The sequence below is a fragment of the Serratia sp. YC16 genome (assembly GCF_009707615.1).
In the GTDB taxonomy this organism is placed as follows: Bacteria; Pseudomonadota; Gammaproteobacteria; order Enterobacterales; family Enterobacteriaceae; genus Serratia; species Serratia surfactantfaciens.
Genome location: NZ_WLYN01000002.1, coordinates 459,176 through 473,229, shown reverse-complemented (window position 1 = coordinate 473,229; position 14,054 = coordinate 459,176). Strand labels below are relative to the sequence as shown.

The window sequence follows — 14,054 nt, the reverse complement described above, 5'->3', positions numbered from 1 at the left end:
AAAGTCGAGCGACAGATTATTACTCACTTGCACCTCACTGGCGCTGGTCGTCCAGCGTCACCCCCTTCGGTGGGGTAAATTTGAATTTGGCCGGATCGGCGGCGACGTTCTGCTGGCTTTTCAGCGTGTAGGAACTGCGCTGACCGTCCTGCTCCACCGCGGCGAAGCTACGGATGGTACCGCTGTTGGTCACGCTGATGGCGAACTGCTTCAGATTGCCGCTGGCGGATTTCGGCGTCAGTTCGAAGTCATCGCCCTTTTGCTTCACGTTGTACTGTTTCCAGTCGCTGGCATTATTGCGGGTGATCAGCATGAACGGCGTATTGCCGGTGGCGTTTTTCAGCCAGGTCGCCGTCACCTGCTCAACGAACGGGTTGTAGAACCAAAGGGTCTGGCCATCGGAGACCAGCACGCTCTCATCAGGCGACGTCATGTGCCAGTTGAACAGGTTCGGCCGCTTCACCCACAGCTCGCCTTCCCCCTGCTGCACCGCGGCACCGTCGGCGCTGGTTACGGTTTGCGAGAAGCTGGCGTGGAAACTGTTCACCTTCGCCAGGCGACTTTGCAGATCCTGTGCGGCGTCGGCCAGCACGGAGGTAGAAGCGAATCCCGAAAGCAGACAGCAGGCAACTAACAGTTTTTTCATTATTCCAGATACCTTATGAAATGCGTTAACCGCAGGGCGACGCCGTGCGGGTCAAATCAACCCTTTACCCCGTTACTTTACCCGAAGCCGGCGGCCGGTCGGTAGGCCAATGTTCCGAGAAGAAACGGGTTTACGCTTCTTTGCACAAGGGCCGCTTAAGCGGCCCTTTCTTATTGAATTGCAATGGCTAAAGCATCAGTCATGCCGCGGCGGCGCCAGCACCTCGCGGTTGCCGTTGTGCCCCTGCTCACTGACGATGCCTTGCGCTTCCATCTGTTCGATGATGCGCGCGGCGCGGTTATAGCCGATGCGGAACTGGCGCTGTACGCCAGAGATGGAGGCGCGGCGTTTATCCACCACGAAATCCACCGCCTGGTCAAACAGCGGATCCAGCTCTTCGTCACCGTCCATCCCACCGCCGGCTCCGCCCTCGCCGTCTTCGCCGCCGCTGAGAATGCCCTCTTTATATTGGGGCCGCTCGCGCGCTTTCCAATCCTTGACCACCGCGTGCACTTCCTGATCGCGCACGAATGCGCCATGTACACGCACCGGAATCGAGGAGTTCGGCGCCAGATAGAGCATGTCGCCCATCCCCAGCAAGGACTCGGCGCCGCCCTGATCGAGGATGGTGCGGGAATCGATCTTGCTCGACACGGTAAAGGCGATACGCGTCGGAATGTTGGCCTTGATCAGGCCAGTGATCACATCCACCGACGGACGCTGGGTCGCCAGCACCAGGTGGATGCCCGCCGCACGTGCTTTCTGCGCCAGGCGAGCAATCAGCTCTTCAACCTTCTTGCCCACCGTCATGATCAGGTCGGCGAATTCGTCGACCATCACCACGATGTACGGCTCTTTCTCCAGCACCGGCGGCGTGATGTCCATGCTGTCGGTCGGCTTCCAGAACGGATCCGGGATCGGACGCCCCATCGCTTCGGCCTGATCGACACGCTCGTTGTAGCCGGCCAGGTTACGTACACCCAGGGCTGACATCAGCTTGTAGCGGCGTTCCATTTCGCCCACGCACCAGCGCAGCGCGTTGGCCGCGTCTTTCATGTCGGTGACCACGTCGGTCAACAGATGCGGGATGCCTTCGTAAACCGACAGCTCCAGCATTTTCGGGTCGATCATGATAAAGCGCACTTCTTTCGGCGTGGCCTTATACAAAATGCTCAGGATCATGGCGTTGACCCCGACCGATTTACCGGAACCGGTGGTACCGGCAACCAGCAAGTGCGGCATCTTACCCAGATCCGCCACCACCGGTTCGCCGGAGATGTCCTTACCCAACACGATGGACAGCGGCGACGGGTTGTCGCGGAAGGCCGGGCAATCCAGCACTTCGCGCAGATACACCGTCTGACGTTTGGTGTTCGGCAGCTCCAGACCGACGTAAGGCTTACCAGGGATCACTTCCACCACGCGCACCGCCGAAGTCGACAGCGAGCGCGCCAGATCGCGCGACAGGTTGGAAATGCGCGCCGCTTTAACCCCCGGTGCCAGATCCAACTCGAAGCGGGTGATCACCGGCCCCGGCAGGATGTCTACCACGTCGGCTTTCACGCGGTAATCGGCCAGGCTAGCCTCTACCAGGCGCGCCTTCTGTTCCAGCGCGAAGGAATCGACCGGCTCCACCTCTTTCGGCGCTTCGGTCAGCAGATCCAGCGTCGGCAGCGGCGTGGTCGGCTTCTGCAGCGGCTGATCGTTGCGCATCAGGAACGGGTGAATCAAGCTGTCCATCGCCGGATGCTGCTCGGCCTGCGGTTGCTGAGACTGTTGCGGTGCCTGCTGCGGCTGCTGATATTGCTGCTGCGGCGACGGTTGATACGGCTGCTGCTGCGGCTGTTGGTACTGCTGCTGGTACGGTTGCTGAGGCTGGGCAGCCGGCTCCGCAGGCTCAAACTGGCCGAACGGCACATCGTCCTCTTGCTCGCTCTGCAGTTCAATGCGCTCTTCAAGCTGCGGCGACAGCGTGAACATCGGCTCGCTAGGGCCATCGTCCACCAAATCCGCCATCGGCGAGAAGCTGAAAGCATTGCGGGTATCGACCGCACTGGCGGCCGGTGCCTGCGGGGCAGACTCCTGCTGGCCGTAGCGCGCCTGCTGCTGCTCGGCGAACGCCTGACGCAGCACCGCTTCTTGCCGCGCCTCTTCGTCGTCCTGTTGATACTCTTCGCCGTAACGTTGGCTCTGCTGTTCGGCAAACGCCTTGCTCAGCTCGGCTTCCTGCAATGCACTCTCGTCATCTTGCTCCGGCGCGTAGCTTTCGCCGTAGCGCTGGCTTTGCTGTTCGGCAAACGCCTGACGCAGCGCGGCTTCTTGCAGCGCCTCTTCTTCCTGCGGGTTCACCGCCGCCGGCTGTTGAGGCTCCGCCTCGGCCTGGCGCAGCTCCTGTTCGGCCGCACGCTGCGAAGGCAGCTTGATGCCGTAAGAAGCCAGCTCACGACGGGTCGGGATACGCACCGGATTCGGCCGCGGCAACTCAGGGCCGATACCCTGTTTAACCTGCGGATTGCCGTCGCTGGTCGCCGTGAAAGCAGGCATGAAGGTGGCTGCTGCTGCACCCGCCGCGGCAGTGGCCGCCGCCGTGTCCAGCTGCGGCCTGGCGCCGGTGGCGCTGAAACCGCCCGAACCGCCGAGGTCGACGCTGTCGCGCTGCGCAGCGCTAAAATCAAAGGGAGAATGCGCCTGCGGTTGCGGCGCAGCCGGCTCTTGCCAGTTGCCAAGGCGCGGCTCATCGTCATCCTGATAAGGATCGACCGGACGCGTCGCCTTCGGCGCCGGCGTTTCTTCCGGGATCTCGAAGGAATATAGCGGCGGCGTAGCGTCTTGTGGCGGGGCGCTTACCGGGTGCTGGTTGACCGAGGCCGGGGCGGCCGGTGCCACCGTCACCGACGGCGCCTGAACGCCAACCGGTGCAGCAACGGGCTCGTGGACCGCCGCCGTTACCGCCGGTGCAGGCGGAGCCGCTGGCGCGATTGGCGCCGCTTCAGCGTCGACTTCGTCATCGTCGGCACGCAGGCCGCTGAGCAACGGATCGGCAGCGTCTTCCGCTGCCGCTTTGGCGCTTTCGGTGACCGAAGGCGCGGAGAACAGCACGTCGTCATCGGCGGCCGCGGCTCCGGCGGCGGTCGCGGCAACCGCTGCGGCGGCGCCCTTCCCTGCCTGCTCAGGCTCGTCGTCAACGTAACGCTCGTCATCCTCGAAATAGCGTTCTTCGCGGCGTGAGCGATTGGTCATCACCGTCGCGACGCCCAGCACCGCACCGCCGATCTTCTCGGCGATCACCAGCCAGGACCAGCCGGTAAACAACGTCAGGCCTGCCGCCCACACGCACAGCAGCGCCAGCGTGGCGCCGATGCCGTTGAACCACGGCAACATGGCGTTGCTCAGCAGGCTGCCGATCACGCCGCCGGAAGCGAAGTAATAAAGATCGTCAACGTTCAGCGCCGCCAGCCCACAGGAGGTGAGCACCAGCGCCAGAGTGCCGATAAGGCGCAGTGAGAGCGCGAAATAGTCGACGTAGTCTCGGTTGCCGCGTTGGCGGTAGGCCGCCCAGCACAGAACCAGCATGATCGGCGGTATCGCGTAGGCGAGCACCCCGAAGGTGAAGAACAGCGTGTCGGCCAACCAGGCCCCAACACCGCCGCCCAGGTTGTGAATCGGCTCATGCCATGCGGTCTGCGACCAGCTTGGGTCAGACGGATTGAAGCTGACCAACGCGGCCATGAGGTAAACGGCAAAAATCGCTACCACGATCAACACAGCTTCCAGCAAACGCCGGCCACTGCTGAGTCTTTTCAGGGTAACTTCTTTATCTTCTGTATATTCCTGGCTCAAGAAAGGCTCTCCAGGTTCCTGTTAGCTGACATAGCAACAGCGCCGAGAAGCTTCCCCGGCGCCGAAACTGTATGAATAAACAGGAGTGTAACCAATTTAATCAGGTTTTGCACCTGCACCTTACCGTGTTTTGATAACCAGACGGTTACTCTGTTTCACTTCTTCCATCACTACGTAGGTACGGGTGTCGTTAACCCCCGGCAAACGCAGCAAGGTTTCGCCCAGCAGTTTGCGGTAAGCCGACATGTCCGGTACGCGGGTTTTCAACAGGTAGTCGAAATCGCCGGAAACCAGATGACACTCCTGAATCTCTTCAAGCTTCTGCACTGCCGAGTTGAATTGCTCAAACACATCCGGCGCGCCGCGGTTCAGCGTGATCTCCACGAAAACCAGCAGGGACGCATCCAGATAATGCGGGTTGAGCAATGCGGTATAGCCATGAATGAAACCCTGGCGCTCGAGACGGCGCACGCGTTCTAAACATGGTGTCGGGGATAACCCCACGCGCTTCGAAAGCTCGACGTTCGAAATACGCCCATCCTTCTGCAGCTCATTCAGGATGTTGCGGTCGATACGGTCAAGATCTTTACCCGGGCGTTTCTTGTTGTCTGCCATTATTATTGTCTCTCTTATTTTCTTCCGTGCACTTGCCACACCCTAGCCAACGTCAATGTGTAAGGGTTCGTTCCAAGCGAAGACCCGATGCCTGTCATATGCTTCTTCACTACCATCATTCCACGCCGCGCAGCCTGTCTGTCCAACCCCGCGCAGCGCCGGTAACGACGTTTCGGTCGAGAAAAAATCAGCAAACGCTTGCGCGCCCTGCTCCGCACACCTGGTGCGTATTGCCGCCTTACGGCGTAAATACGTACGATTTGCTGGTGTTACGGGGATAATTTCTTCTTCCTATGATGTTTTCGCAAATGCGCAGCGGATTGTCAAAGTAAAAGAAGCAAAATCAGAACAACGTACCGTCATGAAAAGTCTGCATCCCATTTTTGGTTATGAATCGCTGGCAGATAAACCCCGGGCGGAAGCGGCTGAACTCGCAGAATGCGCCGTTTTTGCGCGGTGGGTGATTCGCTGGCGGACGGCGGCTTTGATAAGTTAAATTTCTGCGTTCGGCGTACGATTTACCGACAATGGACGCATTAATAGGCGACAACTATCATACAAATCGTTAACAACGTCGCCCGGCGCTTTTTTTACTGCGTCATTTTCCCTACAATCGGCTTCATTGTCCGCCATTGTGGAATAAAGAGGTTATTCATGGGCACGGCTAAACATAGCAAATTACTGATTCTGGGTTCCGGCCCGGCCGGTTACACCGCCGCCGTCTACGCGGCGCGCGCCAACCTGAACCCGGTGCTGATTACCGGTCTGGAACAGGGCGGCCAGCTGACCACCACCACCGAAGTGGAAAACTGGCCGGGCGATGCCGAAGGCCTGACCGGTCCGGCGTTGATGGAACGCATGCGCGAGCACGCGGAGAAGTTCCAGACGGAAATCGTCTTCGACCACATCAACAGCGTCGATCTGCAGCAGCGTCCGTTCCGCCTGTTCGGCGACAGCGGCGAATACAGCTGCGACGCGCTGATCATCGCGACCGGCGCTTCCGCCCGCTATCTTGGTCTGCCTTCCGAAGACGCGTTCAAGGGCAAAGGCGTTTCCGCCTGTGCGACCTGCGACGGTTTCTTCTACCGCAACCAGAAAGTCGCGGTGGTCGGCGGCGGCAACACCGCCGTTGAAGAAGCGTTGTACCTGTCCAACATCGCCGCCGAGGTTCATCTGATCCACCGCCGCGACAGCTTCCGCTCGGAGAAAATCCTGATCGACCGGCTGATGGAAAAAGTGAAAAGCGGCAATATCGTGCTGCACACCGACCACACGCTGGACGAAGTGCTGGGCGATGAAATGGGCGTGACCGGCGTGCGCATCCGCAGCACCAAAGCGGAAAACGAAACCCGTGAACTGGAGCTGGCCGGCGTGTTCATCGCCATCGGCCACAGCCCGAACACCGGCATCTTCGGTGGCCAGCTGGAGCTGGAAAACGGCTACATCAAGGTGCAGTCCGGCATTCACGGCAATGCGACCCAAACCACTATCCCCGGCGTCTTCGCTGCAGGCGACGTGATGGATCACATCTATCGCCAGGCGATCACCTCAGCCGGCACCGGCTGCATGGCGGCGCTGGATGCAGAGCGTTACCTGGACGGCATCGCCGGCGCCGAAGTCTGCTAAGACTTTCTCGTCATCAGCAAAAAGCGGCTCTCGAGCCGCTTTTTTTGTTTCTGCGTTCTGCAATCGCCCTCTCCCATCTGTTATAGCCACTTTCGCCCGCTTTATTCTTTTCAGTCTGCCGGGTGACGAGGTAACATGAGCCCTCGCTTGTTTGTCGCCGATTGCGCCAAACACTATTATTTAACAGTACGTTAACCCAGCCCGTAACAAACGGGCGCCGGCGACGCAGACGCATATCTGATGAAAAAAACCAGACAGCAACAGTTAACCCGTTGGCTTAAAACCCAGAGTTCGTTAGCGCAGCGTTGGCTGCGCCTTTCCATGCTGTTGGGGCTATTCAGCGGCCTGCTGATCGTGGCGCAGGCCTGGCTGCTGGCCAGCCTGCTGCACGCCCTGATCATCGAGCACACCCCGCGCGAACAGCTGATCCCTTCGTTTATCTGGCTGATCGTCGCGTTTGCGCTGCGGGCGCTGTTGAGCTGGCTGCGGGAGCGGGTCGGTTTCCTGTGTGGTCAGGTGATCCGTCAGCGCATGCGTCAGCAGGTGCTGGATAAACTCCAGCAGCTCGGCCCCGCGTGGATCCAAGGCAAACCGGCAGGCAGCTGGGCCAGCATCATCGTCGAGCAGATCGAGGATATGCAGGACTATTACTCGCGCTATCTGCCGCAAATGTATCTGGCGGTGTTCATCCCATTGCTTATCCTGATCGCCGTCTTCCCGATCAACTGGGCCGCAGGCATCATTCTGCTGGCGACCGCGCCGCTCATTCCGCTGTTCATGGCGCTGGTCGGCATGGGGGCCGCCGACGCCAACCGCCGCAACTTCGTGGCGCTGGCGCGATTGAGCGGCAACTTCCTCGACCGCCTGCGCGGCCTGGACACCCTGCGGCTGTTCGATCGCGCACAGGCCGAAACCGCGCAGATCGCCAAATCCTCCGAAGACTTCCGCAGCCGCACCATGGAAGTGCTGCGCATGGCCTTCCTCTCTTCCGGCGTGCTGGAGTTCTTCGCCTCGATTTCCATCGCCGTAGTGGCGGTGTATTTCGGTTTTTCTTACCTCGGCGAACTCAACTTCGGCAGCTACGGCCTCGGCGTAACGCTATTTTCCGGTTTTCTGGTGCTGATTCTGGCGCCGGAGTTCTTCCAGCCGCTGCGCGATCTCGGCGCCTTTTACCATGCCAAGGCGCAGGCGGTCGGCGCGGCGGAAGCGCTGGAAACCTTCCTCAGCGCCGAAGGCGAGCAGATGGGGAACGGCACGCGGCAGCTGCCCGCCGATCAGCCGCTGACGCTGCAGGCGAACGAGTTGGAAATCCTGTCGCCGAACGGCGTGCTACTGGCCGGGCCGCTCAATTTCACTCTGCAGCCGCGACAGCGCGTAGCATTGGTCGGGCTGAGCGGCGCCGGTAAAAGCTCGCTGCTCAACCTGCTGCTCGGCTTCCTGCCCTACCGTGGGTCGTTGACCGTCAACGGCGTCGAGCTGCGTGAGCTGTCCGCAGAAAACTGGCGTCAACAGCTCAGTTGGGTCGGGCAAAACCCGCATTTGCCGGCGCAAACCCTGCGCGCCAATATCCTGTTGGGCTGCCCACAGGCCGACGAAGCGCAGCTGCAGCAGGCGGTGGAACACGCCTACGTCAGCGAACTGCTGCCCTATCTGCCGCAGGGGCTCGACACCGAAGTGGGCGACAACGCCGCCCGCCTGTCGGTCGGCCAGGCGCAGCGCGTGGCGGTCGCCCGGGCGCTGATCGGCCCGCGCCGCCTGCTGCTGCTGGATGAACCGGCCGCCAGCCTCGATGCCCATAGCGAACAGCGGGTAATGCAGGCGCTGAACGCCGCTTCGCATCAGCAAACCACCCTGCTGGTGACGCATCAGTTGGAAGATACCGAAGACTACGACCAGATTTGGGTGATGGATAATGGGCGTATCGCGCAACAGGGCGATTACGCCACCCTCAGCGCCCAACCGGGCCTGTTCGCCAGTCTGATCGCCCATCGCCGCGGGGAGCTTTAATCATGCGCGTTTTGCTGCCGTTTTTGGCGTTGTATCGCCGCCATAGCCTGCTGATTAGCCTGGGCATCCTTTTAGCGATCGTCACCCTGCTGGCCAGCATCGGCCTGCTGGCGCTCTCCGGCTGGTTCCTGGCCGCGTCTTCGCTGGCCGGATTGGCGGGTCTGCTGACCTTCAACTACATGCTGCCGGCCGCCGGCGTGCGCGGCGCAGCGATCTTCCGCACCGCCGGGCGCTACGCCGAGCGCGTGGTCAGCCACGACGCCACCTTCCGCGTGCTGTCGCATCTGCGGGTGTTCACCTTCAGCAAGATCCTGCCGCTGACGCCGGGCGGCATCGCCCGCTTCCGCCAGGCCGACCTGCTCAACCGCCTGGTGGCGGACGTGGACACGCTGGATCACCTTTATCTGCGGGTGATTTCACCGCTGGTAGGTGCGGCGGCGGTGATCCTGGTGGTCACCTACGGCCTGAGCTGGCTGGATCCCGCGCTCGCCCTGACGCTGGGCGGCATTCTGTTGCTGCTGTTGCTGCTGGTGCCGCCGGTATTCTATCGCGCCGGCAAACCGATCGGTGGCCAACTCACCGCCCTGCGCGGCCAATACCGCACCGATCTGACCGCCTGGCTACAGGGGCAGGCGGAGCTGGTGGTGTTCGGCGCCGCCAACGACTTCCGCCAGACGCTGAACGCCACCGAGCAGCTGTGGCAACGCCGCCAGTGGCAGCAGGCCTCGCTGAGCGGCAAGGCGCAGGCGCTGATGATCCTCGCCAGCGGGCTGACGGTGACGCTGCTGCTGTGGCTGACCGCCGCCGGCATCGGCGGCGATGCCGAGCCCGGCGCGCTGATCGCGCTGTTTGTCTTCGCCGCGCTGGCGTCGTTCGAAGCGCTGATGCCGGTCGCCGGCGCCTTCCAGCACCTCGGCCAGGTGATCGCCTCCGCCACGCGGGTCAAACAGATTATCGATCGCCAGCCGGAAGTGACCTTCCCGGCCGCCGGTCCGGCCGCCGCCGATCGGGCGCAGCTCAGCCTGCAGCAGTTGAGCTTCACCTACCCCGATCAGCCGCAGCCGGTGCTGCGCGACGTTACGCTCGAAGTCGCAGCCGGCGAACACATCGCCTTACTCGGCCGCACCGGCTGCGGCAAGTCCACCCTGCTGCAGTTGCTGACCCGCGCATGGCGCACCGACGGAGGAAAAATTCTGCTCAACGGCGAACCGCTGGAGGATTATGATGAAACCACGCTGCGCCGGATGACCACGGTCGTCAGCCAGCGGGTGCACATCTTCAGCGATACGCTGCGGGAAAACCTGCGGCTGGCCGCACCGGATGCCGACGACGCTCGCCTGAGCGAGGTGTTGCAGCAGGTGGGGCTGGGCAAACTGCTGGACAGTGACGGCGGGCTGAACGCCTGGCTGGGCGAAGGCGGCCGCCAGTTGTCCGGCGGTGAACAGCGCCGTTTGGGCATCGCCCGCGCGCTGCTGCACCCAGCCCCGCTGCTGCTGCTTGACGAACCCACCGAAGGGTTGGACGCCGAGACCGAGCAGCAGATTCTGGCGCTGCTGCGCCAGCATTGTCAGGGCAAGACGCTGATTCTGGTGACGCACCGCCTGTATGGTCTGGAGCATCTCGATCGCATTTGCGTAATGGACGACGGCCAGATTGTCGAACAGGGCGATCACGCCACCCTGATGAGCCAGCAGGGCCGCTATGCCCGCTTTCGCAACCGTATCAGCAACCTGGCGCCGTAATCGGCCCGTAGAGGACGCAGAGGCCCTGTATGCGCATCGTTAAGCTCTCCCCGCAGTCGCTGGCGTTTCCCTCGCCTGAGGGCGCCCTACGCGATCCTAACGGCCTGCTGGCGATCGGCGGCGACCTCACGGCGCCGCGGCTGCTGGCGGCCTACGAGCGCGGCATCTTCCCCTGGTACTCGCCGGGGGAAGCGATATTGTGGTGGTCGCCCGATCCGCGCGCGGTGCTGTTCCCGGCCGAGTTTCATCTCAACCGCAGCCTGAAACGCTTTCTGCGCCACGACCCGTTTCGCATCACGCTCAATCACGACTTCGCCGCAGTGATCGCCGCCTGCGCCCATCGCCCGGACGAAGGCACCTGGATCGGCCCGGAGGTGCAGCGCGCCTATCTGCACCTGCATCGTCTCGGCTACGCCCACTCGGTGGAGGTATGGCAGGATGATCAATTGGTTGGCGGCATGTACGGCGTGGCGCAGGGCGCGTTGTTCTGCGGCGAATCGATGTTCAGCCGCGTCACCAACGCCTCCAAATGCGCATTAATGGCCTTTTGCCGCCATTTTGCCGCTTATGGCGGGGAATTGATTGACTGCCAGGTGCTGAACGCTCACACTGCCCGCCTTGGCGCGCGTGAAATTCCGCGCCGTCAATTTTTGCAGCAGCTCAGCACCCTTCAACGGCGGCCCCTGGCGCCGGCGTGCTGGGAGGCGCAAGTCATATCCCCACAGCCGGTTGAACCGCCCTCCCCAGCAAACTAATTGGTGGAAACGGTGCAATGTTCACCGACACATCTTTACATAATGGGGGTTTTTCGGCATTATCTTGCCGGTTAAAAACTAAGGTAGTTAAACCTAGAGGATTCGATGGCCAAAGAAGACAATATTGAAATGCAGGGCACCGTTCTTGATACGCTGCCGAACACCATGTTCCGCGTTGAATTGGAAAACGGGCACGTGGTAACCGCACACATCTCCGGTAAAATGCGTAAAAACTATATCCGCATCCTGACGGGCGACAAAGTCACTGTAGAGCTGACCCCGTACGACCTGAGCAAAGGCCGCATTGTCTTCCGTAGCCGTTAATCGGCTCACCGCGCGCCACACGCTGGCGGCATCGAGGATGTAATCCCTCGGGAGCCCTTTCCGTTTACCCCCGCAGCGACGTTAAACAACGGGTTGCAGGTGCGCAGGTAAACTGAGAGGGCTCACTCGTTTCTGTTGTACGGTGAATCTCACCCATAAAAAAAGCGATGCCGAAGCATCGCTTTTTCTTTGCCTGAAGGCGGCCTTAGTGCACCGCACCCTCGTCTGCCTTGCGTTTGGCGGCGCTGAGGAAGTGGTAAGTCAGCTGTTTTTTGTCCTTGTCCAGCTCGACCTTCACGGAACCGCCGTCCACCAGCGAACCGAACAACAACTCGTTGGCCAACGGTTTCTTCAGGTTTTCCTGCATGACGCGCGCCATCGGACGAGCGCCCATCGCACGGTCGTAACCCTTCACCGACAGCCAATCGCGCGCTTCGTCGCTCACTTCCAGCGAGACGCCCTTCGCATCCAGCTGCGCCTGCAGTTCGACGATAAACTTGTCGACCACCTGCTGGATCACCTCGGTAGACAGATGGTTGAACCAGATGATGTTGTCCAGACGGTTGCGGAACTCTGGCGTAAACACCTTCTTGATCTCTTCCATCGCGTCGGTGCTGTTGTCCTGCTGCACCAGGCCGATCGACTTGCGTTCGGTTTCCCGCACCCCGGCGTTGGTGGTCATCACCAGGATCACGTTGCGGAAGTCCGCCTTGCGGCCGTTGTTATCGGTCAGCGTACCGTTGTCCATCACCTGCAGCAGCAGGTTGAACACGTCCGGGTGCGCCTTCTCGATCTCATCGAGCAGCACCACCGCATGCGGATGCTTGATCACCGCATCGGTCAGCAGCCCGCCCTGATCGTAACCGACGTAGCCCGGAGGCGCGCCGATCAGACGGCTGACGGTATGCCGCTCCATGTACTCGGACATGTCGAAACGCAGCAGCTCGATATCCATCGCCTTGGCCAGCTGCACGGTGACCTCGGTTTTCCCGACCCCGGTCGGCCCGGCGAACAGGAAAGAACCGACCGGCTTGCGCTCGTGGCCCAGACCGGCACGGCTCATCTTGATCGCTTCGGTCAGCGCTTCGATCGCCTGATCCTGGCCGAATACCAGCATCTTCAAGCGATCGCCCAGGTTTCTCAGCACGTCGCGATCGCTGGCCGACACGGTTTTCTCCGGGATGCGGGCGATGCGCGCCACCACGGATTCGATATCGGCCACGTTGACGGTTTTCTTGCGCTTGCTGGCCGGCATCAACCGGCTGCGGGCGCCCGCCTCGTCGATCACGTCGATCGCCTTGTCCGGCAGATGACGATCGTTGATGTATTTCACCGACAGCTCCACCGCGGCGCGGATCGCCTTGGCGGTATAACGCACGTCATGGTGCGCTTCATACTTGGCCTTCAGGCCGTTGATGATCTGAACGGTCTCTTCCGCCGTCGGCTCGGTGATGTCGATCTTCTGGAAGCGGCGCGCCAGAGCGCGATCCTTTTCGAAGATGTTGCTGAACTCCTGGTAGGTCGTCGAGCCGATCACCCGGATCTTGCCGCTCGACAGCAGCGGTTTGATCAGGTTGGCGGCATCCACCTGCCCACCGGAAGCCGCACCGGCGCCGATGATGGTGTGAATTTCATCGATGAACAGGATGCTGTTCTGATCCTGCTCCAGCTGCTTGAGCAGCGCCTTGAAGCGCTTCTCGAAGTCGCCGCGATATTTGGTGCCGGCCAGCAGTGAACCGATATCCAGCGAATACAGCGTGCAGTCCGCCATCACTTCCGGCACGTCGCCCTGCACGATGCGCCAGGCCAGGCCTTCGGCGATGGCGGTCTTGCCGACGCCAGATTCGCCGACCAGCAGCGGGTTGTTTTTACGACGGCGGCACAGAACCTGAATCGCGCGCTCCAGCTCACGATCGCGGCCGATCAACGGATCGATGCCGCCCACACGGGCCAACTGATTGAGGTTGGTGGTGAAGTTTTCCATACGGTCTTCCCCTCCGGACTGCTCTTCGTTCACCGGGTTTTCCGCATTCGGTGCTTGGCCCGGCTCGTCTTTACGCGTGCCATGTGAAATGAAGTTCACCACGTCGAGACGGCTGACGTCGTGCTTGCGCAGCAGATAAGCCGCCTGCGACTCCTGCTCGCTGAAGATGGCCACCAACACGTTGGCGCCGGAGACTTCGCTGCGGCCGGAAGATTGCACATGGAAGACCGCGCGCTGCAGCACGCGCTGGAAGCTGAGCGTCGGCTGAGTGTCGCGCTCTTCTTCGCCGGCGGGCAGCGTCGGTGTGGTTTGTTCGATGAAGGCTTCCAGCTCCTGGCGCAACGCGGCCAGATCCACCGTACATGCCTCAAGCGCTTCTCGCGCGGCAGGGTTGCTCAGCAACGCCAGCAACAGGTGCTCCACGGTCATAAACTCGTGTCTGTGCTCACGCGCCCTGGCGAAAGCCATGTTGAGACTGAGTTCCAGTTCTTGATTGAGCATAAGCACCTCCCCAA

General features: G+C 61.4%; 10 protein-coding genes. 6 read left to right on the top strand and 4 right to left on the bottom strand.

The genetic code is table 11. From position 1 onward, the window contains the following. Positions 1–34 precede the first annotated feature (34 nt). The 3 genes from lolA to lrp all read right to left on the bottom strand — a co-directional run bounded on the left by lolA (position 35) and on the right by lrp (position 5,101). Entirely contained in the window at positions 35–646 is a 612-nt protein-coding gene (gene lolA / locus GKN89_RS09645; protein ID WP_019454555.1) for an outer membrane lipoprotein chaperone LolA, read from the bottom strand. A gap of 195 nt (positions 647–841) precedes the next feature. Further along, positions 842–4,486: a DNA translocase FtsK 4TM domain-containing protein gene (locus GKN89_RS09640; RefSeq protein WP_154746864.1), complete on the bottom strand. Its 3,645-nt coding sequence runs from the start codon at positions 4,484–4,486 to the stop codon at positions 842–844. Between the two features lie 120 nt (positions 4,487–4,606). Continuing rightward, positions 4,607–5,101 carry a leucine-responsive transcriptional regulator Lrp gene (lrp, locus tag GKN89_RS09635; RefSeq protein WP_004928318.1) on the bottom strand — a complete coding sequence of 165 codons (495 nt, stop codon included), beginning with the start codon at positions 5,099–5,101 and terminating at the stop codon, positions 4,607–4,609. A 223-nt stretch (positions 5,102–5,324) separates the two neighbouring features. Between lrp and GKN89_RS09630 the strand changes: the two genes are divergently transcribed. The 6 genes from GKN89_RS09630 (at position 5,325) to infA (ending at position 11,555) form a co-directional block, all read left to right on the top strand. Continuing rightward, the gene (locus GKN89_RS09630) at positions 5,325–5,597 is read left to right on the top strand and encodes a hypothetical protein (protein ID WP_154746863.1); all 273 of its coding nucleotides are present in this window, start codon (positions 5,325–5,327) and stop codon (positions 5,595–5,597) included. Positions 5,598–5,755: 158 nt separating this feature from the next. Then, positions 5,756–6,727, top strand: a complete 972-nt coding sequence (trxB, locus tag GKN89_RS09625; RefSeq protein ID WP_019454557.1) for a thioredoxin-disulfide reductase — start codon at positions 5,756–5,758, stop codon at positions 6,725–6,727. Between the two features lie 240 nt (positions 6,728–6,967). Beyond that, positions 6,968–8,734 carry a cysteine/glutathione ABC transporter permease/ATP-binding protein CydD gene (gene cydD, locus GKN89_RS09620; RefSeq protein WP_154746862.1) on the top strand — a complete coding sequence of 589 codons (1,767 nt, stop codon included), beginning with the start codon at positions 6,968–6,970 and terminating at the stop codon, positions 8,732–8,734. A gap of 2 nt (positions 8,735–8,736) precedes the next feature. Next, positions 8,737–10,476, top strand: a complete 1,740-nt coding sequence (gene cydC / locus GKN89_RS09615) for a cysteine/glutathione ABC transporter ATP-binding protein/permease CydC (protein ID WP_154746861.1) — start codon at positions 8,737–8,739, stop codon at positions 10,474–10,476. 29 nt (positions 10,477–10,505) lie between these two features. Continuing rightward, the gene (gene aat, locus GKN89_RS09610) at positions 10,506–11,231 is read left to right on the top strand and encodes a leucyl/phenylalanyl-tRNA--protein transferase (RefSeq protein WP_019454560.1); all 726 of its coding nucleotides are present in this window, start codon (positions 10,506–10,508) and stop codon (positions 11,229–11,231) included. A 105-nt stretch (positions 11,232–11,336) separates the two neighbouring features. Then, entirely contained in the window at positions 11,337–11,555 is a 219-nt protein-coding gene (gene infA, locus GKN89_RS09605) for a translation initiation factor IF-1 (RefSeq protein ID WP_002211347.1), read from the top strand. A gap of 205 nt (positions 11,556–11,760) precedes the next feature. Here infA and clpA read toward each other — a convergent pair whose 3' ends face one another. After that, positions 11,761–14,040, bottom strand: coding sequence for an ATP-dependent Clp protease ATP-binding subunit ClpA (gene clpA, locus GKN89_RS09600; RefSeq protein WP_004928343.1), 2,280 nt, complete (start codon positions 14,038–14,040; stop codon positions 11,761–11,763). Between the last annotated feature and the right edge of the window lie 14 nt (positions 14,041–14,054).

Bases quoted from the DNA above. Each gene is read 5' to 3' on its own strand.
- lolA (WP_019454555.1), bottom strand. From the start codon at position 646: ATGAAAAAACTGTTAGTTGCCTGCTGTCTGCTTTCGGGATTCGCTTCT.
- lrp (WP_004928318.1), bottom strand. From the start codon at position 5,101: ATGGCAGACAACAAGAAACGCCCGGGTAAAGATCTTGACCGTATCGAC.
- trxB (WP_019454557.1), top strand. From the start codon at position 5,756: ATGGGCACGGCTAAACATAGCAAATTACTGATTCTGGGTTCCGGCCCG.
- cydD (WP_154746862.1), top strand. From the start codon at position 6,968: ATGAAAAAAACCAGACAGCAACAGTTAACCCGTTGGCTTAAAACCCAG.
- cydC (WP_154746861.1), top strand. From the start codon at position 8,737: ATGCGCGTTTTGCTGCCGTTTTTGGCGTTGTATCGCCGCCATAGCCTG.
- aat (WP_019454560.1), top strand. From the start codon at position 10,506: ATGCGCATCGTTAAGCTCTCCCCGCAGTCGCTGGCGTTTCCCTCGCCT.
- infA (WP_002211347.1), top strand. From the start codon at position 11,337: ATGGCCAAAGAAGACAATATTGAAATGCAGGGCACCGTTCTTGATACG.
- clpA (WP_004928343.1), bottom strand. From the start codon at position 14,040: ATGCTCAATCAAGAACTGGAACTCAGTCTCAACATGGCTTTCGCCAGG.